This is a genomic window from Xanthomonas sp. 3058, assembly GCF_014199765.1.
In the GTDB taxonomy this organism is placed as follows: domain Bacteria; phylum Pseudomonadota; class Gammaproteobacteria; order Xanthomonadales; family Xanthomonadaceae; genus Xanthomonas; species Xanthomonas campestris_B.
The window spans coordinates 211,889-232,747 of the sequence record NZ_JACHOF010000002.1 but is presented as its reverse complement, the minus strand read 5'-3'; the positions used below and the strand labels follow the sequence as shown (position 1 = coordinate 232,747).

The following is a 20,859-nucleotide window of genomic DNA, read 5'->3' as shown; positions in this document are numbered from 1 at the left end:
GCCGTCGCAGACCTCACTGCAAATCGCGCAGATCCAGCGTGCGCAGCTTGGGCGCCTTCCACGCCGTCGTGGCCACCACGCCCAGGGTCACGCAGCCGCCGATCACCACTGCCGGCACCAGCCCGACCAGGCGCGCCATCACCCCGTCGTAGAACGCGCCCAGCTCGTTGGACGAGCCGATGAAGATGCCGTTGATCGACGACACCCGGCCGCGCATCGCATCGGGCGTGGCCAGCTGCAGGATGGTCTGGCGCACCACCACCGACACGCCGTCGCACATGCCGTACACCAGCAGGATTGCCGCCGACAGCCAGAAATGCCGCGACAGCCCGAACGCGATCGTGCACAGCCCGAAGCCGGCCACCGACAGCATCAGGATGCGTCCGGCATTGCGCTGCAGCGGGTGCCGCGCCAGCCACACCCCGACCACGATCGAGCCCAGCGCAGGCGCGCCGCGCAGGATGCCCAGGCCTTCCGGGCCGTAGTGCAGGATGTCGTGGATGAAGGCCGGCAGCATCGACACCGCGCCGCCCAGCAGCACCGAAAACATGTCCAGCGCCATCGCGCCCAGCATGATCTGGTTGGACAGTACGAACTGCGCGCCTTCGGCGATGCTGCGGAAGATCGGTGCGCGCTGGCCTTCGGCAACCGGCTCGCTGACGCGCAACAAGGCCAGCGCCAGGATCGCCACCAACGCCACGCTCGCGGCCACGCCGTAGGCCAGACCCTTGCCGCCCCAGCCGACCAGCACGCCGCCCAGTGCCGGGCCGATCACCATGCCGGCCTGGAAGGTGACGCTGCCGATGCTGGCGCCGCGTGCGAAGGCTTCACGCGGTAACGCACGCGCGAACAGCGCGTTATAGACCGGCGACAGGAACGAGCGCGCCGCACCGGTCAGCGCGATGGCCGCATAGATCGGCCACACGCCCTGCACCGGCAGCCAGCCGTGGGTGATCGCCAACAGCAGCAGCGCGGTAGCGACCAGGCCCAGCACTGCGACCATCCCTAAGCGTCGGCGCGGCAGGTGATCGACCAGGTAGCCGGCGAACGGGGCGATGCAGAAGAACGGCAGGATCTCCGCCAGGCCGATCAGCCCGAGCGAGAGCGGATTGCGGGTGATTTCGTAGATATGCCAGCCGACCGTGACCGCGACGATCTGGTACGACAGCATCGCCGCCACGCGATACAGCAGCACCAGGCCGAAGCCGGGATGGGCGAACAGCGTGCGCAGCGACGCGGAAGGCGAAGGCGTCGGGGTGCTCACTGCTGCGCGCGGGCGGTGTCGCGGATGAAGGCCAGCATCGCGGCCACGCCGTTGCTGCGGGTCGGCGACAGATGCTTGGCCAGCCCGATGCCGGCGATATAGTCCGGCTCGGTGGCCAGGATCTCCTGCGCGCTACGCCCAGAGTACACGCGCAAGGCGAGGTAGATCAGCCCGGAGACGATCGCCGAGTCGCTGACGGCGTGGAAATCCAGCCGCTGCGCATTGCCGTCCGGCACGATCCACACCATCGATTGGCAACCGAGCAGGCGGTGTTCTTCGGTTTTCCACTGTTCGGGGAAGCTGGGCAGCTTGCGGCCCAGGTCGATCAGGTACTGGTAGCGCTCGGACCAGTCGCCGAAGAAGGCAAATTCTTCGGCGATGGCGGCTTGCGCGTCGGCGGCGGTGGGTTCGAGCGGGAAGGGGGTGGTGGTCATCGAAAATCCAGAATCCCAATCATTTGGTGAAAGCCCCCTCCCCTCGGGCGAGGGGGCGGGCTGAGAGTGTGCCGCGAGCGACGTGAGCGCTTGCAGCCTGTGAAGCTGTCGCCATGCAACGGCGCGGAACATCGGTGGCGAGTTGGTAGCGGTTTGCCTTGGCGGACGCGTGGCGACGCGTTTGCCGTGAACGACGATGCATCCCTGCGGTGCGCCTTCATCCGCCCCTTCGGGGCACCTTCTCTCCTTGCAGGGGAGAAGGAAACGATCTCAGGCTCCCCGGCAGGGAAGAAGCGGCGGTCAGGCGCGTTTCCAGCGCACGCCCTGCGGGGTGTCTTCCAGCACGATGCCTTCGTCGGCCAGTTGCGTGCGGATGGCGTCGGCGCGGGCGAAGTCCTTGGCTTTCTTGGCGGCATTGCGCTCTTCGACCAGCGCGGTGATGCGCGCATCGTCGCCGGCATCGGTGCCTCGCGAGAACCAGGCGGCCGGGTCTTGCTGTAGCAGTCCAAGCGCCAATCCCGCTCCAAGCAGTTGTGACTTCAATGGACTAATCAACGGATTGATAAATCTTGTGAAATCTTCAAAACAGTCTCTATCTGTAACTTCCTTTTCGAAAATCCAACGCTGTGGACTGAACGGATTTTCCAGTTCGGGCGGCAGGCACTGGGAAGCGAGCGCTTCTGCATCATTTCTTGTCAGTTTTCCAATCCTCGTGCGCAAGTTTGAAGCACTATTGCGTTGCGCTCTCAGGAAACTAATCGAGCTATTGATGTGCGCAACTTCTGCCAGCGCTTGCGGCGTGTTGAGGTCGTCGTCCAGTGCTGCTTCAATCGCTGCAGGTATCGTCGCGGTTGCCGTCACATCGTGCAAATCGCGCAAGGTGCCATACAACCGGTCCAGCGTGTTCTTGGCCTGCTCGATCAAGCCGTCCGACCAATCCAGCGGCTGACGGTAGTGCGCGCTCAGCAAGGCGTAGCGCAGCGCTTCGGGCGGATGCCTGGCAATCAGGTCGTGCACGGTCTCGATATTGCCCAGCGACTTGCTCATCTTGGCGCCGCTGAAATTGAGCATGCCGTTGTGCAGCCAGAACCGCGCGAAGGTGGCGCCGCCATGCGCGCACTCGCTTTGCGCGATCTCGTTCTCGTGGTGCGGGAACTGCAGGTCCACGCCGCCGGCATGGATGTCGATGGTCGGGCCCAGGTGCGCGGCGGCCATTGCCGAGCATTCGATATGCCAGCCAGGGCGGCCACGTCCCCACGGCGACTCCCAGCCGGGCAGCTCGTCGCTGGATGGCTTCCACAGCACGAAGTCGCCCGGGTCGCGCTTGTACGGGGCCACGTCCACGCGTGCGCCGGCCAGCATTTCGTCGGGGTCGCGGCGCGAGAGCTTGCCGTAGTGCTCGAAGCTGGCCACCGCAAACAGCACATGGCCCTCGGCGGCATAGGCATGCCCGTTGGCGATCAGCTGTTCGATCATCGCCACGATCTGCGGGATATGTGCGGTGGCTGCCGGTTCGATATCCGGCGGCACCACACCGAGCGCGGCCATGTCCTGGCGGTAGATCGCGGCGAAGCGGTCGGTGATGGTCGAAATCGGCACGCCCTGCGCCTGCGCGGCGGCGTTGATCTTGTCGTCCACGTCGGTGATGTTGCGCGCGTAGCGCAGCGCCCCAAAGCGCCGCCGCAGCAGCGCGGCCAGCACATCGAACACCACCGGGCCGCGGGCGTTGCCGATATGCGCGTAGTTGTAGACGGTGGGGCCGCACACATACAGGGTGGGGCTGGACGGATCGAGCGGCGCGAACGGCTCGATCCGCCGCGTCAGGTTGTTGTGCAGGCGCAGGCTCATCGGCATCTGGATAAAGGGTAACCGCACGATTCTAGCCCCTCGCGGCTGGATGGCGAACCGATCTGTAGATGAGCGCGAGCGGATGGGCTGCGTTCAGCCCAGGTGCTCGCAAGCTCCATACACTTACGTACTGCCTAGCTGCGCCGTTCCGGTACTGATGCGACCTTTCCCGTTCTTCCTGCTGCTGTGTGTGTGCGCCTGGCAGGCATCGTCAGCGCACGCGGCAGAAGCCGATCCCAAGAACCGGGTGGTGGTGATCGAGAACGTGAAACTGGACTATGCACAGGTGCTCAACGTGGAGCCGGTCTACCAGACCTTGCGCGCCACGCGGATCGAAGAGCAGTGCGAGGCCGAGCAGGCGGTACCGGTGGTCGCCACGCCGGTCGATGACGAAGGCCGCATCAACCGGATGGTGGATTCGGTCAAGGAGATGTTCTCGCGGCGTCCCGAGCCGGCCACTGCGCCAGTCGCGGTGCCGCCGACCAGTACACGGCGCAACTGCCGGGTGGTGGAGGTGCCGCGCGAGTTCCGGCGCCCGATCGCCTTCGACGTGGACTACGTCTACAAGGGCACCAAGTACCGCTCGCGGCTGCCGGAAGACCCGGGCAACCGGCTGCGGATCCGGGTGTCGGTGACCCCGTATATTCCCGACGCCATCGTCGCGCCGCCGCGATGAGGCGCATATCGGTTGCGCCGTGCCCGCATGCATGCGAGGATTCGCGCCCTATGCAAGCAAACCCCTTTCAGCACGACACCAGCGCCGCCCGGATGGCCTCCGGCATGACCTCGCGTGCCCGCCGACCGGAATCCCACATTTTCGCTGGGTAACCGGAGCGCGTTGCTGTTCGGTTGTTGAAAACCCAGCCTTCCGGCTGGGTTTTTTCGTTTCGGTGTCACAAAAGTTTCAACCGCAAGAAACGCGCATGTCGCGCACCCCGTCGCTCCTGGCGGACCACGCAGCAGAAGCACGCAGCACAAGGATCGATCGATGTCACTGAAGCACTTCTTGAACACCCAGGACTGGAGCCGCGCCGAACTGGACGCGCTGTTGACCCAGGCCGCGTTGTTCAAACGCAACAAGCTGGGAAGCGAGCTGAAGGGCAAGTCGATCGCGCTGGTGTTTTTCAACCCGTCCATGCGCACCCGCACCAGCTTCGAGCTGGGCGCGTTTCAGCTGGGCGGGCATGCGGTGGTGTTGCAGCCGGGCAAGGACGCCTGGCCGATCGAGTTCAATCTGGGCACGGTGATGGATGGCGATACCGAAGAGCACATCGCCGAAGTGGCGCGCGTGCTCGGCCGCTATGTCGATCTGATCGGCGTGCGCGCGTTCCCGAAGTTCGTCGACTGGTCCAAGGACCGCGAGGACCAGGTGCTCAAGAGCTTCGCCAAGTATTCGCCGGTGCCGGTGATCAACATGGAGACGATCACCCACCCGTGCCAGGAGTTGGCGCACGCCATGGCGTTGCAGGAACACTTCGGCACCCAGGATCTGCGCGGCAAGAAGTACGTGCTGACCTGGACCTATCACCCCAAGCCGTTGAACACCGCGGTGGCCAATTCCGCGCTCACCATCGCCACCCGCATGGGCATGGACGTGACCTTGTTGTGCCCGACGCCGGACTACATCCTGGATCAGCGCTACATGGACTGGGCGGCGCAGAACGTGGCCGAAAGCGGCGGCTCGCTGCAGGTGAGCCACGATATCCGCAGCGCCTACAGCGGTGCCGATGTCGTCTACGCCAAGAGCTGGGGCGCGCTGCCGTTCTTCGGCAACTGGGAACCGGAAAAGCCGATCCGCGACCAGTACCAGCATTTCATCGTCGACGAAGCCAAGATGGCGCTGACCAACAACGGCGTGTTCTCGCACTGCTTGCCGCTGCGTCGCAACGTCAAGGCCACCGATGCGGTGATGGATTCGCCCAACTGCATCGCCATCGACGAGGCGGAAAATCGCCTGCATGTGCAGAAGGCGATCATGGCTGCCCTGGTGGGCCAGGGCCGCCGGGATTCGTGATTGGGGATTGGAGATTCGCAACGGCGAACTCCGCTCCCGACCTAATTTAGTCAACTTCTAAAGAGACCCCCATGTCGCAGCAGACCGCTTCCACCAATCCCGAATCCCCACGCTCCAATCCCGGCACTAAGGACATCGTCCTCGCTTTCTCCGGTGGCCTCGACACCAGCTTCTGCATTCCGTATCTGCAGGAGCGCGGCTACGCCGTGCACACGGTGTTTGCCGACACCGGTGGCGTGGACGCCGAAGAGCGCGACTTCATCGAGAAGCGCGCCGCCGAGTTGGGCGCGGCCAGCCATGTCACCGTCGATGGCGGTCCGGCGATCTGGGAAGGCTTCGTCAAGCCGTTCGTATGGGCCGGCGAGGGCTATCAGGGCCAGTATCCGTTGCTGGTGTCGGACCGTTATCTGATCGTCGATGCCGCGCTCAAGCGCGCCGAGGAACTGGGCACGCGCATCATCGCGCATGGCTGCACCGGCATGGGCAACGACCAGGTGCGTTTCGACCTGGCGGTCAAGGCGTTGGGCGACTACCAGATCGTTGCGCCGATCCGCGAAATCCAGAAAGAACACACTCAGACCCGCGCCTACGAGCAGAAGTATCTGGAAGCGCGCGGCTTCGGCGTGCGTGCCAAGCAGCAGGCCTACACCATCAACGAAAACCTGCTGGGCCTGACCATGTCCGGCGGCGAGATCGACCGGTGGGAGGCACCGGGCGAGGGTGCGCGTGGCTGGTGCGCGCCGCGCAGCGCCTGGCCGACCGAAGCGTTGACGGTGACCTTGAAGTTCGTCGAAGGCGAAGCGGTGGAGCTGGATGGCAAGCCGCTGCCGGGCGCGAAGATCCTGGCCAAGCTCAATACCTTGTTCGCGCAATACGGCGTGGGCCGCGGCGTCTATACCGGCGACACCGTGATCGGGCTGAAGGGCCGCATCGTGTTCGAAGCGCCGGGCCTGATCTCGCTGCTCACCGCGCACCGTGCGCTGGAAGATGCGGTGCTGACCAAGCAGCAGAACCGCTTCAAGCCGGACGTGGCGCGCAAGTGGGTGGAGCTGGTGTACGAAGGCTTCTATCACGACCCGCTCAAGACCGACATCGAGGCGTTCCTGAAGTCCTCGCAGTCCAAGGTCAACGGCGAAGTGACGCTGGAAACCCGTGGCGGCCGCGTCGATGCGGTGGCCGTGCGTTCTCCGCACCTGCTCAACACCAAGGGCGCGACTTACGCGCAGTCGGCCGACTGGGGCGTGGAAGAGGCCGAGGGCTTCATCAAGCTGTTCGGGATGAGCTCGACGCTCTACGCGCAGGTCAACCGCTGAGGCGGGCGTCCCGCAGGCAGCCCGCATCTTCCTTCTCCCGCGTGCGGGAGAAGGTGGCGCATAGCGCCGGATGAGGGTGACCTGCTGCGTGCCCCCATCCGCCCTGTCGGGCACCTTCCCCCGCAGGCGGGGGAAGGGCTAGATGCGCGTTAGAACGACCAACCATATGCTGCCCGACGCAATCAAGACGCGATCAATGACCACACTGCTCGACAACACACTGACGCATCTACAGGAGCTGGTGTCCTTCGACACCCGCAATCCGCCGCGTGCGATCGCTGCCGAAGGCGGCATCTTCGATTATCTGCGTGCGCAGCTGCCGGGGTTCCAGGTCGAGGTGATCGATCACGGTGCCGGGGCGGTGAGCTTGTACGCGGTACGCGGCACGCCCAAGTATCTGTTCAACGTGCATCTGGACACGGTGCCGGATTCGCCGCAGTGGAGTGCCGATCCGCACCTGATGCGGCGCACCGACGATCGCGTGATCGGTCTGGGCGTGTGCGATATCAAGGGCGCGGCAGCGGCCTTGGTGGCAGCGGCCAATGCCGGGCAGGGCGATGCGGCGTTTCTGTTTTCCTCCGACGAAGAAGCCAACGACCCACGCTGCATCGCCGCGTTCCTGGCGCGTGGATTGCCGTACGACGCTGTGCTGGTTGCCGAGCCGACGATGAGCGAAGCCGTGTTGGCGCATCGCGGCATCAGCTCGGTGTTGATGCGCTTTGCCGGCCGAGCCGGGCATGCGTCGGGCAAGCAGGATCCTTCCGCAAGCGCGTTGCACCAGGCGATGCGCTGGGGCGGCAAGGCGCTGGATCATGTCGAATCGCTGGCGCATGCGCGCTTCGGCGGCCTGACCGGATTGCGCTTCAACATCGGTCGCGTCGACGGTGGCATCAAGGCCAACATGATCGCGCCGGCGGCGGAACTGCGCTTTGGTTTCCGGCCGTTGCCGTCGATGGACGTGGATGGATTGCTGGCAACCTTCGCCGGGTTTGCCGATCCACACGCAGCGCATTTCGAAGAAACCTTCCGTGGGCCGAGCCTGCCGTCCGGAGACATCGCGCGTGCCGAAGAACGCCGCCTGGCCGCACGCGACGTGGCCGATGCGCTGGACCTGCCGATCGGCAATGCGGTGGATTTCTGGACCGAGGCCTCGTTGTTTTCGGCCGGTGGCTATACCGCGCTGGTCTATGGCCCTGGCGACATCGCGCAAGCGCATACCGCCGACGAGTTCGTGACGCTGGCGCAATTGCAGCGTTACGCCGCGTCGGTCCATCGCATCATCAACGGCTCCCTCTAAAAAAGCGTTCCGCGCCTGGCGCGGCCATTCCTCTTTTCGATCACGGCAATGTCCCTCTCCGCACAGCCCCACAAACAGACCCGCCAGACCATCGTGCGCCTGCTTTCGAGCATGGCCAGCGCCAAGGAAATCAGCCAGTACCTCAAGCGTTTCTCGCAGCTCGATGCCAAGCGCTTTGCGGTGGTCAAGGTGGGCGGCGCGGTGCTGCGCGACGACCTGGACGCGCTGACCTCGTCGCTGTCGTTCCTGCAGGAAGTGGGGTTGACTCCGATCGTGCTGCATGGCGCCGGTCCGCAGCTGGACGCAGAGTTGGCTGCGGCGGGCATCGAAAAGCGCACCGTCAACGGGCTGCGGGTGACTTCGCCGGAAGCGCTGGCGATCGTGCGCAAGGTCTTTCAGGCCTCCAACCTCAAGCTGGTCGAAGCGCTGCAACAGAACGGCGCGCGTGCGACCTCGATCACCGGCGGCGTGTTCGAAGCAGAGTATCTGGACCGCGACACCTATGGCCTGGTCGGTGAGGTCAAGGCGGTGAATCTGGCGCCGATCGAAGCCAGCCTGCAGGCCGGCTCGATCCCGGTGATCACCAGTCTGGGCGAGACGCCGAGCGGACAGATCCTCAACGTCAACGCGGATTTTGCCGCCAACGAGCTGGTGCAGGAGCTGCAGCCGTACAAGATCATTTTCCTCACCGGCACCGGCGGGCTGCTGGACGCCGATGGCAAGCTGATCGATTCGATCAACCTGTCCACCGAGTTCGACCATCTGATGCAGCAGCCGTGGATCAACGGCGGCATGCGGGTCAAGATCGAGCAGATCAAGGATTTGCTCGATCGCCTGCCGCTGGAATCGTCGGTGTCGATCACCCGGCCGGCGGATCTGGCCAAGGAACTGTTCACGCACAAGGGGTCGGGCACGCTGGTGCGGCGCGGCGAGCGCGTATTGCGTGCGACCTCGTGGGACGAACTGGATCTGCCACGGCTCAAGACCCTGATCGAATCCAGCTTCGGCCGCACCCTGGTGCCGGAGTACTTCGCCACCACCACGTTGCTGCGCGCTTACGTCAGCGAGAACTATCGTGCTGCGGTGATTCTCACCGACGAAGGCCAGTTCGGTGCAGGCAGGCTGACCTATCTGGACAAGTTCGCCGTGCTCGACGATGCGCAGGGCGAAGGCCTGGGGCGTGCAGTGTGGAACGTGATGCGCGAAGAGACGCCGCAGCTGTTCTGGCGCTCGCGTCACAACAACCAGGTCAACATCTTCTACTACGCCGAATCCGACGGCTGCATCAAGCAGGAAAAGTGGAAGGTGTTCTGGTACGGGCTGGAAAATTTCGAGCAGATCCAGCACTGCGTGGCGCATTGCGCCACGCGTCAGCCGACGCTGCTGGGCTGAGCACGATGACGCCCATCGCCTTGCCATCGCACTGGCGCGAGCCGCCGACGTTGCGCGGACAGCACGCGACGCTGGAGCCGCTGCAGGCCGCGCATGCCGATGGTCTGCGTGCTGCGCTGGGCGACGGCGCGCTGTCGCGGCTGTGGTACACCGGTGTGCCACAGCCTGCGCAGGTCGACGAGTATGTGGCCGCTGCGCTGACCGCGCAGGCCGATGGAGCGATGTTGCCGTTCGTGGTGCGCGATACGACAGGTGCGATCGTCGGTTGCACGCGCTATTACGGACTGGATGCGACAGTGCCCAAGCTGTCGATCGGCTACACCTGGTACGCGCCGCGCGTGCAGCGCAGCGGCGTCAATACCGATACCAAGCGGATGCTGTTGCAGCACGCCTTCGAAACCCTGGGCTGTTTGAGCGTGGTGTTCGAGACCAGCTGGTTCAACCACACCTCGCGTGCGGCGATTGCGCGGCTCGGTGCAAAACAGGACGGCGTGCTGCGCAATCACACCCGCCACCCTGACGGCACGCCGCGCGATACCGTGGTGTTCTCCATCATCGATACGGAATGGGCCGGGGTCAAACGCCACCTGCAGTTCCGCCTGGAAGCAAACGCATGACTGTTCAAACAACGACCATCGGCATCGTCGGTGCGCGCGGGCATACCGGATCGGAATTGATCAAGCTGGTGATGGCACATCCGCATCTGCAGCTGAGTTTCGTGTCTTCGCGCGAACTGGCTGGCCAAGCGGTTGCCGACCACAACGCTGCCTATCGGGGCGAGTTGTGCTACGAGAGCCTGGATGCCGATGCAGTGGCGGCCAAGGCCGCCGACGTGGTGATCCTGGCGTTGCCCAACGGCAAGGCCGAACCCTTCGTCGCTGCGATCGATGCGGCCAGGCCGCAGACGGTGTTGATCGATCTGTCGGCCGATTACCGCTTCGATCCGGCCTGGTATTACGGGCTGCCGGAACTGACCCGCGGCAGCTACGCCGGGCAGAAGCGCATCAGCAACCCGGGGTGCTACGCCACCGCGATGCAGCTGACGATCGCGCCGCTGCTCGATCAGCTGGCCGGCCCGCCGCAGTGCTTTGGCGTGTCCGGTTATTCTGGCGCCGGCACCACGCCCTCGGACAAGAACAACCCCGAGCTGCTCGCCGATAACCTGATGCCGTATGCGCTGACCAACCACATGCACGAGCGCGAAGTGTCTGCGCAGCTCGGTGTGCCGGTGGAATTCATGCCGCATGTGGCGCCGCATTTTCGCGGCATCACCATGACCGTCAACCTGTGGTTGCAGCAACCGCTCACGCGCGAGCAGATCCAGGCGCGTTACGCGCAGCGCTACGCCGACGAGGCGCTGATCGAGCTTGTCGACGAGGCGCCGTGGGTGAGCCGCATTGCCGGCAAACACGGCGTGCAGATCGGCGGCGTGACCCTGGCGCCGGGCAACAAGCGCGTGGTGGTGGTGGCGACGCTGGATAATCTGCTCAAGGGCGCGGCGACGCAGGCGATGCAGAATCTCAATCGGGCGTTTGGCTGGGACGAATTGACTGCAGTTGCGCGTTGATCGGCTGGCTTGCGTCGCTGCGCTGCGTGCAGCGCGCACGCTGCGCGTCGCGCAAACGTGCTAATGCTTGCTGGGTGCGCCTGGCGCGTACATGCGATTGCTTGACTCCGCCTGCGCTGCATGCGGATTTTTTTGAAGGATCTGCACGATGACCAATCTGTTGTGGCAAAAACCCGGCGTGGCGGTGGACGCCAAGATCCAGTCTTTCCTGGCTGGCGACGACGTGATCCTGGATCGCGAGTTCTTCCTGCACGACATCGCGGCCAGCAAGGCGCATGCGCAGGGCTTGCAGCACATCGGCATCCTGTCGTTGCAGGAACTGGGCGGGCTGAGCGAACAACTCGATCTGCTGGCAGAGGACTTCCGCAGCGGCGCGTTCGTGCTGGACGAGCGCTACGAGGATTGCCATTCGGCGATCGAAGCACGCCTGACCGAACGGTTGGGCGATGCCGGCCGCAAGATCCATACCGGGCGCAGCCGCAACGACCAGATCCTGGTTGCCACGCGCCTGTGGTTGAAGGACAAGCTGCAACGCGTGGCCGCGCTCAGTACGGAGATCGCCAAGGTGGCATTGGACCGCGCGCACGCAGAAGCCGAGCTGCCGGTGCCGGGCTATACGCATATCCAACGCGCGGTGGTGTCCTCGGCTGGCATGTGGTGGGCGGGCTGGGCAGAGGCGTTCATCGACAATGCGGTGCGTGCCAACGACACCTTCCGGTTGGTCGATAGCAATCCGCTGGGAACCGCCGCCGGCTATGGCGTCAACCTGCCGCTGGACCGTGCGCACACCACTGCCGAACTGGGCTTCGCACGGCTACAGGTCTCGCCGATCTACGCGCAACTCTCGCGCGGAAAATTCGAACTGGCCGCGCTCGAAGCGCTGGGCAGCGCCACCCTGGACCTGCGCCGCATTGCCTGGGATCTATCGTTGTTCACCAGTGGCGAGTTCGCCTTTGTCGCGTTGCCGGCGCAATACACCACCGGCAGTTCGATCATGCCCAACAAGCGCAACCCCGACGTGATCGAACTGATGCGTGCCACCCACGCCAGCGTGGCGGCAGCGCGTACCGAGATCGAACAGCTGCTGTCGCTGCCGTCCGGTTACCACCGCGATCTGCAGAGCAGCAAGGGCGCGATCGTGCACGGTTTCGGGCGTGGATTGGCGGCGCTCGAATTGCTGCCGGCCTTGCTGGCCAATCTGGAATGGCGCCCGGACAAGTTGCGTGCGGCGATCGATTCGGGCATGTACGCCACCGATGTGGCGGTGGAAGCGGCCGTGGCCGGTGTGCCGTTCCGCGAGGCCTACCAGGCTGCAGCGGAATCGGCCGACACCGCCGGGCAGGGACGCACGCCCGAAGGCAGTCTCGCCGCACGCGTGTCGCCGGGCGCCGCTGCGGATCTGCAGCTGGATGTCCTGCGTGCCCGCTGGGAGGCCCTGCGCTGATGGCCGTGATCAGTACCGACACCGCAGAACACTATCCCTGGGGCGAGTCCTGCGAAGGCTGGCACCTGTTGCGCGATCCAACCCTGAGCGTACTCGAAGAACACATGCCACCAGGCGTTGCCGAGCTGCGCCATCGGCATAGCCGCGCACGCCATTTCTTCTACGTGCTGGCCGGGGAAGTGATGCTGCAGGTCGATGGCACCCAGCATGTGTTGCGTGTGGGGCAGGGCCTGCACGTGCCACCGGGTTCGACCCACCAAATGCACAATCTGTCGGAGGGCGAAGCGCGCTTTCTGGTGATCTCTGCACCGCATGGCCGCGAACGCACGCCAGCGGCCGCACGCGCAAAGGACGTAGGCTGATGAAGACGCGCTACCTGGTTGTGGCGATCCGCAATGCCGAGTTTCCCGCCGATGTGGTGGAGCCGCATCTGGCGTTCCTGGAGGAACTGCGAGCTGCAGGGCAGCTCGAGCTGACCGGTGGTTTCAGCGATCGCTCGGGTGGGGCGTATGTGCTGGTCAACGTCAGTAGCCTGGACCAGGCCAAACAGATCGTCGCGCGCGACCCTCTGGTCCTGCGCGATGCGTCCACGCTGAGCGTCTACGAATGGAACACGTTCTGAGTACCTCGCCGCCATGAGCACGCCCACCGGCACGGCATCGCCCTTCACCGAACAGCCGCTGCCGCCGTGGCGGCGTGCGGTGCTCAAGGTCGGCAGCAGCCTGCTTGCCGCCGATGGCGGTGGCTTGTCGCCGCGCTTTGCACTGGGGCTGGCGCAGTTCGTCTCGGCCAATCTGGCGGTCGGGCGCGAGCTGGTGATCGTGTCGTCCGGTGCGGTGGCGGCGGGTCGCGCGATCCTGCCCAAGGCCGCCGCTGTGGGCGCTCCGATTGCCGCGCGGCAGGCGCTGGCGGCGCTGGGGCAGGCGCAGTTGATCGCGCTGTGGCAGCGCTTTTTCGAGCGACCGGTCGCGCAGGTATTGCTCACCCACGACGACCTGCGTAACCGTCGCCGTTATCTCAACGCGCGCGCCACCCTGGGCGAGTTGTTGCGGCTGGGCGCGTTGCCGGTCATCAACGAGAACGACACCGTGTCGGTGGACGAGCTCAAGCTGGGCGACAACGACAATCTCGCTGCGATCGTGGCGGCACTGGTCGATGCCGATGCGTTGTTCATCGCCACCGATATCGATGGACTGTACAGCGCCGATCCGCGCAGCAATCCGATGGCGCGTGCGCTCGACGTGGTGCCCGACCTCACCGCAGAGGTGTTGGCGATGGCCGGTGGCAGCGGCAGCGGCGTGGGTACCGGCGGCATGCGCACCAAGCTGGAGGCGGCGGCCAAGGCCGGCGCGGCCGGCATCGAAACCTATCTGTTCAACGGCCGCAGTGGCGAGGTGGTCCGCGCACTGGCGCAGGATCGCCTGCGTGGCACGCGCATCCACGCCGCGCGCACGCGGGTTGCCGCCCGCAAGTACTGGCTGCGTCACGCGCCTGTGGAGGCGGGCGCGATCCTGGTCGATGGTGGCGCTGCGGCGGCGCTCATCGACAAGGGCGCCTCGCTATTGCCCGGCGGCGTGGCCGGCGCGGAAGGCGATTTCCGCCGTGGCGACATGGTGGAAATCCGCCTGCGCGATGGCGATGGCGAGCGTTGCCTGGCACGCGGCGTCAGCCAGTATTCGGCCGTCGATATCCGCCGCATCGCCGGTCGCCACTCGCGCGAGATCGAGCATGTGCTCGGCTACAGTTATGGCGAGAATGTGGTGCATCGCGATGATTTGGTGCTGTTGTAGCGGGGATTGGGGATTCGGGATTGGGGATTCGTAACAGCATGTGCATTGCATCTCTCAAACGTTGCCTCTGTGTCTCAACGCCTGATTCCCTGTGGTGATAAAACGGTATCGCCCGCTTTTGCCAATCCCCAATCCCGACTCCCCAATCCCGGCCCCCCAATGACCATCAAAACTCTCGCCCTGCAATGCCGCGATGCCGCGCAAGTGCTGTCGCAACTGTCCTCGTCCGCCAAGCAGGCGTTGCTCGATGCCATGGCCGCTGCGTTGGAGCAGGATGCCGCGTTGATCCTCGCCGCAAATGCGCGGGATCTTGGGGCGGCGCGCGAGAAGGGGGTGGGCAGTGCGATGCTCGATCGGTTGGCGCTCGATCCGCAGCGTCTGGCCGGCATTGCGGCCGCGTTGCGCGAGGTTGCGCAGTTGCCCGATCCGGTCGGGCAGATCACGCGCGAGGACATGCGTCCCAATGGCATCGTCGTGCAGAAGGTGCGCGTGCCGCTGGGCGTGATCGCAATGATTTACGAAGCGCGGCCCAACGTGACCGCCGATGCGGCAGCGCTGTGCATCAAGGCCGGCAACGGGGTGATTCTGCGCGGCGGTTCGGAGGCGATCCATTCCAATACCGCCATTGCGCGTGCGCTGCAGCGCGCCTTGCGCGCGGCAGGGGTGCCGGAGGCGGCATTGACGCTGGTGGAGGATCTGCGCCGCGACACCATGCTGGAACTGCTGCAGCTCAGCGACATTATCGACCTGGCCATTCCGCGTGGTGGCGAAGGCCTGATCCGTTTTGTCGCCGAGCACGCGCGCGTGCCGGTGATCAAGCATTACAAGGGGGTGTGCCACCTGTTCGTGGATGCGTCGGCCGATGTGGATCTTGCCGTGCGCCTGCTGATCGACGGCAAGGCAACGCGGCCGTCGGCCTGCAATGCGCTGGAGACCTTGCTGGTGCATGCGGACATCGCCGCGCAGTTTCTTCCGCTTGCTGCGCAGGCCTTGCGCGCGCGCAACGTGGAACTGCGTGGCGATGCGGCAACGCGCGCCGTGCTGCCGGATATCGCCCCTGCCAGCGACGACGATTACGCCGCCGAATTCCTCGATCTGATCCTGGCGATCGGCGTGGTGCCGGACCTGGACACGGCGCTGACGCATATCCGCCAGTACGGCTCGGACCACACCGAAGTGATCGCCACGCAGGACGCCGCCAATGCGGAGCGCTTCGTACAGGCGCTGCGCTCGGCGGTGGTGATGGTCAACGCGTCGTCGCGGTTTTCCGATGGCGGCGAGCTGGGCCTGGGTGCCGAGATCGGCATCTCGACCACGCGGCTGCATTCCTACGGCCCGATGGGGCTGGAAGCGCTCACGGTGGAGCGTTTTGTGGTGCGTGGCGAAGGTCAGGTACGGCACTGAAGCCGGCGCTGCCGTGCCACTGAAGCGGATATCTCGCAGGCGCTCAGTCGCTGTAACCGTGCGATCGAATGTTGCAAGGCATCTGCAGTTCCTGCGGAAGCGTGAGGGTTCCAGGTCTGCCAACTGACGTTTGCTTGGCTTCGGGCTGGCTTACGCTGACCAAGCGAAGACCGACTCGCAACATGCAGGCAGCATGGCGTGGTCATTTCGCGACATCGCAAGCGCCGATGCCTCTTAGCCAATCCGCACCGCAGCGCGACCTACCCGGTACCTTCGACACTCCCGCAGGCGGGGCGCCTGTCCCTACCCTGCTGCGGTTGTCCATCCTGCCCCCCCCCGTCGTTGCCGGAGATTCCATGCGCCGTTTTGCCGCCTGCCTGCTCGCCACCGCCATTGCCGCCGCCACCGGCAGCGCAATTGCGCAAACCTCGCCGATGACGCCGGATATCACCGGCAAGCCGTTCTTGGCGGCCGACGCCGCCAACGACTACATCAAGCGCGAGGTGATGATCCCGATGCGCGACGGGGTCAAGCTGCATACGGTGATCGTGCTGCCCAAGGGCGCGCGCAGCGCGCCGATGGTGCTCACGCGCACGCCGTACAACGCCAGCGGGCGCACCGAGCGCATGGCCTCGCCGCATATGAAGGATCTGCTCGCGCAGGGCGACGATGTGTTCGTGGAGGGCGGCTATATCCGCGTGATCCAGGACGTGCGCGGCAAGTACGGCTCGGAAGGCGATTACGTGATGACCCGGCCGTTGCGCGGTATGCTCAATCCCAGCGAGGTCGACCATGCCACCGATGCCTGGGACACCATCGACTGGCTGGTGAAAAACGTGAAGGAGTCCAACGGCAAGGTCGGCATGATCGGCTCGTCCTACGAGGGCTTCACCGTGGTGATGGCGCTGACCAATCCGCATCCGGCGCTCAAGGTCGCGGTGCCGGAAAGTCCGATGATCGATGGCTGGATGGGCGACGACTGGTTCAATTACGGCGCGTTCCGTCAGGTCAATTTCGATTACTTCACCGGTCAGCTCACCCAGCGCGGCAAGGGCACCGGCATCGCGCGCCAGGGGCATGACGACTACAGCAATTTCCTGCGCGCCGGCTCGGCAGGCGACTTTGCCAAGGCCGCGGGTCTGGAGCAATTGCCGTGGTGGCACAAGCTCACCGAACACGCCGCCTACGATGCGTTCTGGCAGGACCAGGCGCTGGACACCGTCATGGCGCGCACGCCGCTGAAAGTGCCCACCATGTGGCTGCAGGGCCTGTGGGACCAGGAGGACATGTGGGGTGCGATCCATAGCTACGCGGCGATGGAACCGCGCGACAAGAGCAACACGCTCAACTATCTGGTGATGGGACCGTGGCGGCATAGTCAGGTGAACTACGACGGCAGCGCGTTGGGCGCACTGACGTTCGACGGCGATACCGCGCGCCAGTTCCGCCACGACGTGCTGCGCCCGTTCTTCGATCAATACCTGGTCGATGGCGCGCCCAAGGCGAGCACGCCGCCGGTGTTCATCTACAACACCGGCGAGAATCACTGGGACCGTCTGCAGACGTGGCCGCGCAGCTGCGCCAAGGGCTGCGCGTCGACCAGCAAGCCGCTGTATCTGCAGGCTGGCGGCAAGCTGTCGTTCCAGCGGCCGGCGGTGGGGCAGCCGGGTTTCGAGGAATACGTGGCCGATCCGGCCAAGCCGGTGCCGTTCGTGCCGCGCCCGGTGGATTTTGCCGATCGCAGCATGTGGACCACCTGGCTGGTGCAGGACCAGCGCTTCGTCGATGGCCGCCCGGACGTGCTGACCTTCGTCACCGAGCCGCTGACCGAACCGTTGCAGATCGCCGGCGCACCGCAAGTGCATCTGCAGGCGTCCACCAGCGGCAGCGACAGCGACTGGGTGGTGAAGCTGATCGACGTCTATCCGGACGAGATGGCGTCCAATCCCAAGCTGGGCGGCTACGAGCTGCCGGTGTCGCTGGCGATCTTCCGCGGCCGTTATCGCGAAAGTTTCAGCGCGCCCAAGCCGCTGGCATCCAATCAACCGCTGGCGTTCCAGTTCGGCTTGCCGACCGCCAACCACACCTTCCAGCCCGGCCACCGGGTGATGGTGCAGGTGCAGTCCAGCCTGTTCCCGCTGTACGACCGCAATCCGCAGACCTACGTGGACAACATCTTCTTCGCCAAGCCGGGGGATTATCAAAAGGCCACCCAGCGGGTCTACGTGAGCCCGGAGCAGCCCAGCTACATCAGTCTGCCGGTCCGTTGACCGCGCGGGCGCCGCGTGCTGGCGGCGCCCACACGTCTTCCAGCAACTGCGGGCGGCAGGCCACCCAGGCGCTTGCCAGCTTCACCAGCAGGCAGATCAGCAGAAAGCCGAACGGCGCGGTCCAGCCGCCATTGTGCGCATGCAGCCAGCCGAACAGGAACGGCCCCAGACAGCTCACCGCGTAGCCCACACCCTGCGAAAACCCGGACAGCGCCGCCGAGCCGGCGGCCGTGCGGCAACGCTGGTTGACCAGCACCAGCGCCAGCGGAAACGTGCTCGGCCCCAGGCCGAGCAGCGTCACCCACAGCACCGGCGCGGCCAGCGGTGCCCACCACAGGCCGGCGAATGCGGCCACATCGCAGGCCGCGCATAGCAGCACGATCGGAAACGGGTTGCGCATGCGCACTGCCAGTGCCGGCATCGTCAACGCGCCGATCATGCCCAGTGCCGCGAACAGCGCCACCATGGTCCCGCCGAACGCAGGCGATGCGCCGGCTTCGCGCAGCAGCGTCGGCAACCAGGTGAACATCGAATAGGTGATCAGCGAGGTCATGCCGAAGGTCAGCGCCATGCTCCAGCCCAAGGCGGTACGCGCCACGCGGCCTTCGGCCTCCGGGGTGGGCGTGACCGGCGCCGGCCCGGTGGCGCGCAGACGGCGATGGTTGGCCTGCACCAGCGCCCACGCCGCCAACGCCAGCAACGCCGGCAGGACCCACACCACCATCGAGCTGCGCCAGCCGAGCGCATCGGCCACCGGTACCGCCAGCAACGCCGGCAGCAAGGTGCCGACCTGCAGCACGGTGATGTACAGCGTGCTGACACCGCCGACGCGGTCGCCGAAGTAGCGTTTGACCAAGGGCGGCAACACCACATTGCCCATGCCCATGCCGGCCAGCGCGACCAACGATCCGACCAGCAGCCCGGCAGTGCCCGGCAGCAGCGGACGCAAGAGCAAGCCGAGCGTTGCCAGGGCCATCGACACCAGCGCGATGCGCGGCAGGCCGAAACGGCGCAGCAGCGCAGGCGTGGCAACCCCGGTGAGTGCGAACGCAGCGGTCGGCAACATGCCGAGCGCGCCCATGGTGGGCGCGCCGAATGCGTACTCGTCGGCGATGCGTTCCAGCAGCGGCGTCAGCGACGTCACTGCAGTGCGTAGATTGAACGCGGACAACAGGATCGCAGCCAGCACCAACCCGCGACCACGCAGGCGGGCGGACGAGGATGCAGCGGCAGTGACAACAGACATGACAGACCATCCGCACCGTGCACATCCGTGCGACGGCGCCTGAAAACACAAAACCGGCACGAGGCCGGTTTGTGTTTTGAAACTGGTCGGGGAGACAGGATTCGAACCTGCGACCTCTACGTCCCGAACGTAGCGCTCTACCAGACTGAGCTACACCCCGAAGGAGCCGCGTATGTTACATAGGGAATGCGGAATCGGCAAGCATTCAGCGAAATATTTTTACTGCTGCGATTGGCCACGCCCGGGCTCGCGGGCTTCAAACCACATGCCGTTGAGCACGCCAGCCAAGGCCGCCAGGCCGGTGCCCAGGATCCATGCGAAATACCACATCGGTGTTCTCCTCAAGTGACGTCGATCAGCGTGAAAGGGTGAAGCGGCATTGCGGCTGCGATGCGCATCGCAGCGGCGACGAGACGAGACGAACTCAATATGCGTTTGGATTGACCGCCATTTCGTCGGCAGTGACCTTGCCCTTGAGCACGCGATAAACCCAGCTCGTGTAGACCAGCACGATCGGCAGGAACACGCTGGTTGCCAGCAACATGATCCATAGCGTCAAACGGCTGCTGGAGGCATCCCACAACGTCAGGCTTGCGCTGGGTGCGGTGGAAGAGGGCAGCAGAAACGGAAACAACGCAAAGCCGACAGTGAAGATGATGCCGACGATGGCGCAGCCCGAGGCGATGAACGCCAGGCCGCCGCGACGTACACGCAACAGCAGCGCATTCATCGCCAGCCCGACCAGGCCCACCAGCGGCGCGATCAACGTGGCCGGCATGCGGGTGTAGTTGTGCAACCAACCGCCGGCGGCCGTGAGTGCTACGGTCTTGGCCAGCGGATTGGTGGGTGCATCGGTGGCCAGAGCCGAGGTCACCGCATAGCCTGGCAATCCCAGTGACACCCAGGCGCCGGCGGCCACAAACACTGCCACTGCACAGAGCGCGGCGATGCTGCCGAACCGCGCCGCACGTGCGGCCACCGGTCCGTCGGTCTTGAGCACCAGCATCGCCGCGCCGTGCGCCATCAGCATCGCCACGCTGAGCAGCCCGGCGAGCAGCGCGAACGGCGTCAGCAGCCCGAACAGGTTGCCGGTGTAGAACGTGCGCATGCTGTCGTCGAAGTGGAACGGCACACCGAGCACCACGTTGCCGACCGCCACGCCCATGATCAGCGCCGGAATGCAGCCGCCGACAAACAACGCCCAATCCCAGTTGTTGCGCCAGCGCGGCCCGGCCAGCTTGCTGCGGAACTTGAAGCCGACCGGGCGCAGGATCAGCGCGAACAGGATCAGGAACATCGCCAGATAGAACCCGGGAAAACTCACCGCATACAACGGCGGGAATGCAGCGAAGATCGCACCGCCTCCCAGGATCAGCCACACCTGGCTGCCTTCCCAGACCGGGCCGATGGTGTTGATCACCAGGCGCCGTTCGGTATCGTTGCGGGCGACCAGCGGCAACAACGTGCTGACGCCCAGATCGAAGCCGCCCATCACCGCGTAACCGGACAGCAACACGCCCAGCAGCAGCCACCAGATCAGGCGCAGCGTGGTGTAGTCGAGCAAGATGAAATCCAT

General features: G+C 65.2%; 19 protein-coding genes and 1 tRNA gene. 13 read left to right on the top strand and 7 right to left on the bottom strand.

The window, feature by feature from the left end:
• Positions 1 to 13: 13 nt before the first annotated feature.
• From GGR61_RS04985 to cysS, 3 genes are all read right to left on the bottom strand, one after another.
• Positions 14 to 1,264, bottom strand: a complete 1,251-nt coding sequence (locus tag GGR61_RS04985) for an MFS transporter (protein ID WP_184620646.1) — start codon at positions 1,262 to 1,264, stop codon at positions 14 to 16.
• The gene (locus GGR61_RS04980; RefSeq protein ID WP_184408087.1) at positions 1,261 to 1,698 is read right to left on the bottom strand and encodes a SufE family protein; all 438 of its coding nucleotides are present in this window, start codon (positions 1,696 to 1,698) and stop codon (positions 1,261 to 1,263) included. Before GGR61_RS04980 ends, GGR61_RS04985 begins: the two co-directional genes overlap by 4 nt.
• Positions 1,699 to 1,998: 300 nt before the next feature.
• Positions 1,999 to 3,546, bottom strand: a complete 1,548-nt coding sequence (cysS, locus tag GGR61_RS04970) for a cysteine--tRNA ligase (protein ID WP_260286887.1) — start codon at positions 3,544 to 3,546, stop codon at positions 1,999 to 2,001.
• A gap of 178 nt (positions 3,547 to 3,724) precedes the next feature.
• Between cysS and GGR61_RS04965 the strand changes: the two genes are divergently transcribed.
• The 13 genes from GGR61_RS04965 (at position 3,725) to GGR61_RS04905 (ending at position 18,037) form a co-directional block, all read left to right on the top strand.
• Positions 3,725 to 4,222, top strand: coding sequence for a hypothetical protein (locus GGR61_RS04965; RefSeq protein ID WP_184408205.1), 498 nt, complete (start codon positions 3,725 to 3,727; stop codon positions 4,220 to 4,222).
• Between the two features lie 312 nt (positions 4,223 to 4,534).
• Entirely contained in the window at positions 4,535 to 5,560 is a 1,026-nt protein-coding gene (locus GGR61_RS04960) for an N-acetylornithine carbamoyltransferase (RefSeq protein ID WP_184620645.1), read from the top strand.
• Between the two features lie 71 nt (positions 5,561 to 5,631).
• Positions 5,632 to 6,873: an argininosuccinate synthase gene (locus tag GGR61_RS04955; RefSeq protein ID WP_184620644.1), complete on the top strand. Its 1,242-nt coding sequence runs from the start codon at positions 5,632 to 5,634 to the stop codon at positions 6,871 to 6,873.
• Between the two features lie 196 nt (positions 6,874 to 7,069).
• Positions 7,070 to 8,170 carry an acetylornithine deacetylase gene (locus GGR61_RS04950; RefSeq protein ID WP_184408091.1) on the top strand — a complete coding sequence of 367 codons (1,101 nt, stop codon included), beginning with the start codon at positions 7,070 to 7,072 and terminating at the stop codon, positions 8,168 to 8,170.
• A gap of 48 nt (positions 8,171 to 8,218) precedes the next feature.
• Positions 8,219 to 9,562 carry an acetylglutamate kinase gene (locus GGR61_RS04945; RefSeq protein WP_184620643.1) on the top strand — a complete coding sequence of 448 codons (1,344 nt, stop codon included), beginning with the start codon at positions 8,219 to 8,221 and terminating at the stop codon, positions 9,560 to 9,562.
• A gap of 5 nt (positions 9,563 to 9,567) precedes the next feature.
• On the top strand, positions 9,568 to 10,179 hold the full coding sequence (locus GGR61_RS04940) for a GNAT family N-acetyltransferase (protein WP_184408093.1): 612 nt from the start codon (positions 9,568 to 9,570) through the stop codon (positions 10,177 to 10,179).
• The gene (argC, locus tag GGR61_RS04935) at positions 10,176 to 11,129 is read left to right on the top strand and encodes an N-acetyl-gamma-glutamyl-phosphate reductase (protein ID WP_184620642.1); all 954 of its coding nucleotides are present in this window, start codon (positions 10,176 to 10,178) and stop codon (positions 11,127 to 11,129) included. Before GGR61_RS04940 ends, argC begins: the two co-directional genes overlap by 4 nt.
• Positions 11,130 to 11,277: 148 nt before the next feature.
• Positions 11,278 to 12,573, top strand: coding sequence for an argininosuccinate lyase (locus GGR61_RS04930; RefSeq protein ID WP_184620641.1), 1,296 nt, complete (start codon positions 11,278 to 11,280; stop codon positions 12,571 to 12,573).
• Positions 12,573 to 12,935: a cupin domain-containing protein gene (locus GGR61_RS04925; RefSeq protein WP_184408096.1), complete on the top strand. Its 363-nt coding sequence runs from the start codon at positions 12,573 to 12,575 to the stop codon at positions 12,933 to 12,935. Before GGR61_RS04930 ends, GGR61_RS04925 begins: the two co-directional genes overlap by 1 nt.
• A complete protein-coding gene (locus GGR61_RS04920; protein ID WP_184408097.1) occupies positions 12,935 to 13,195 on the top strand; it encodes a YciI family protein in 261 nt (86 codons plus the stop codon). Before GGR61_RS04925 ends, GGR61_RS04920 begins: the two co-directional genes overlap by 1 nt.
• A 13-nt stretch (positions 13,196 to 13,208) precedes the next feature.
• A complete protein-coding gene (gene proB / locus GGR61_RS04915; protein ID WP_184620640.1) occupies positions 13,209 to 14,363 on the top strand; it encodes a glutamate 5-kinase in 1,155 nt (384 codons plus the stop codon).
• Between the two features lie 159 nt (positions 14,364 to 14,522).
• Complete coding sequence (locus GGR61_RS04910) at positions 14,523 to 15,767, top strand: glutamate-5-semialdehyde dehydrogenase (protein ID WP_184620639.1); 1,245 nt, start codon at positions 14,523 to 14,525, stop codon at positions 15,765 to 15,767.
• 356 nt (positions 15,768 to 16,123) lie between these two features.
• Positions 16,124 to 18,037: a CocE/NonD family hydrolase gene (locus GGR61_RS04905; protein ID WP_184620638.1), complete on the top strand. Its 1,914-nt coding sequence runs from the start codon at positions 16,124 to 16,126 to the stop codon at positions 18,035 to 18,037.
• On the opposite strand, the gene GGR61_RS04900 is transcribed toward GGR61_RS04905, so the two are convergent.
• The 4 genes from GGR61_RS04900 to cydB form a co-directional block, all read right to left on the bottom strand.
• Positions 18,018 to 19,283 carry an MFS transporter gene (locus tag GGR61_RS04900; protein ID WP_184620637.1) on the bottom strand — a complete coding sequence of 422 codons (1,266 nt, stop codon included), beginning with the start codon at positions 19,281 to 19,283 and terminating at the stop codon, positions 18,018 to 18,020. The two genes, GGR61_RS04905 and GGR61_RS04900, sit on opposite strands and share 20 nt — an antisense overlap.
• 83 nt (positions 19,284 to 19,366) lie before the next feature.
• Positions 19,367 to 19,443, bottom strand: a tRNA-Pro gene (locus GGR61_RS04895).
• Positions 19,444 to 19,502: 59 nt separating this feature from the next.
• On the bottom strand, positions 19,503 to 19,613 hold the full coding sequence (gene cydX, locus GGR61_RS04890) for a cytochrome bd-I oxidase subunit CydX (protein ID WP_184620636.1): 111 nt from the start codon (positions 19,611 to 19,613) through the stop codon (positions 19,503 to 19,505).
• Between the two features lie 94 nt (positions 19,614 to 19,707).
• A complete protein-coding gene (cydB, locus tag GGR61_RS04885; RefSeq protein ID WP_184620635.1) occupies positions 19,708 to 20,859 on the bottom strand; it encodes a cytochrome d ubiquinol oxidase subunit II in 1,152 nt (383 codons plus the stop codon).

What these genes read in the sequence shown, in the direction of transcription:
- GGR61_RS04980 (WP_184408087.1), bottom strand. Translation starts at nt 1,698, where the DNA reads ATGACCACCACCCCCTTCCCGCTCGAACCCACCGCCGCCGACGCGCAA.
- cysS (WP_260286887.1), bottom strand. Translation starts at nt 3,546, where the DNA reads ATGAGCCTGCGCCTGCACAACAACCTGACGCGGCGGATCGAGCCGTTC.
- GGR61_RS04960 (WP_184620645.1), top strand. Translation starts at nt 4,535, where the DNA reads ATGTCACTGAAGCACTTCTTGAACACCCAGGACTGGAGCCGCGCCGAA.
- GGR61_RS04955 (WP_184620644.1), top strand. Translation starts at nt 5,632, where the DNA reads ATGTCGCAGCAGACCGCTTCCACCAATCCCGAATCCCCACGCTCCAAT.
- GGR61_RS04950 (WP_184408091.1), top strand. Translation starts at nt 7,070, where the DNA reads ATGACCACACTGCTCGACAACACACTGACGCATCTACAGGAGCTGGTG.
- GGR61_RS04945 (WP_184620643.1), top strand. Translation starts at nt 8,219, where the DNA reads ATGTCCCTCTCCGCACAGCCCCACAAACAGACCCGCCAGACCATCGTG.
- GGR61_RS04940 (WP_184408093.1), top strand. Translation starts at nt 9,568, where the DNA reads ATGACGCCCATCGCCTTGCCATCGCACTGGCGCGAGCCGCCGACGTTG.
- argC (WP_184620642.1), top strand. Translation starts at nt 10,176, where the DNA reads ATGACTGTTCAAACAACGACCATCGGCATCGTCGGTGCGCGCGGGCAT.
- GGR61_RS04930 (WP_184620641.1), top strand. Translation starts at nt 11,278, where the DNA reads ATGACCAATCTGTTGTGGCAAAAACCCGGCGTGGCGGTGGACGCCAAG.
- GGR61_RS04925 (WP_184408096.1), top strand. Translation starts at nt 12,573, where the DNA reads ATGGCCGTGATCAGTACCGACACCGCAGAACACTATCCCTGGGGCGAG.
- GGR61_RS04920 (WP_184408097.1), top strand. Translation starts at nt 12,935, where the DNA reads ATGAAGACGCGCTACCTGGTTGTGGCGATCCGCAATGCCGAGTTTCCC.
- proB (WP_184620640.1), top strand. Translation starts at nt 13,209, where the DNA reads ATGAGCACGCCCACCGGCACGGCATCGCCCTTCACCGAACAGCCGCTG.
- GGR61_RS04910 (WP_184620639.1), top strand. Translation starts at nt 14,523, where the DNA reads ATGACCATCAAAACTCTCGCCCTGCAATGCCGCGATGCCGCGCAAGTG.
- GGR61_RS04905 (WP_184620638.1), top strand. Translation starts at nt 16,124, where the DNA reads ATGCGCCGTTTTGCCGCCTGCCTGCTCGCCACCGCCATTGCCGCCGCC.
- GGR61_RS04900 (WP_184620637.1), bottom strand. Translation starts at nt 19,283, where the DNA reads ATGTCTGTTGTCACTGCCGCTGCATCCTCGTCCGCCCGCCTGCGTGGT.
- cydX (WP_184620636.1), bottom strand. Translation starts at nt 19,613, where the DNA reads ATGTGGTATTTCGCATGGATCCTGGGCACCGGCCTGGCGGCCTTGGCT.
- cydB (WP_184620635.1), bottom strand. Translation starts at nt 20,859, where the DNA reads ATGGATTTCATCTTGCTCGACTACACCACGCTGCGCCTGATCTGGTGG.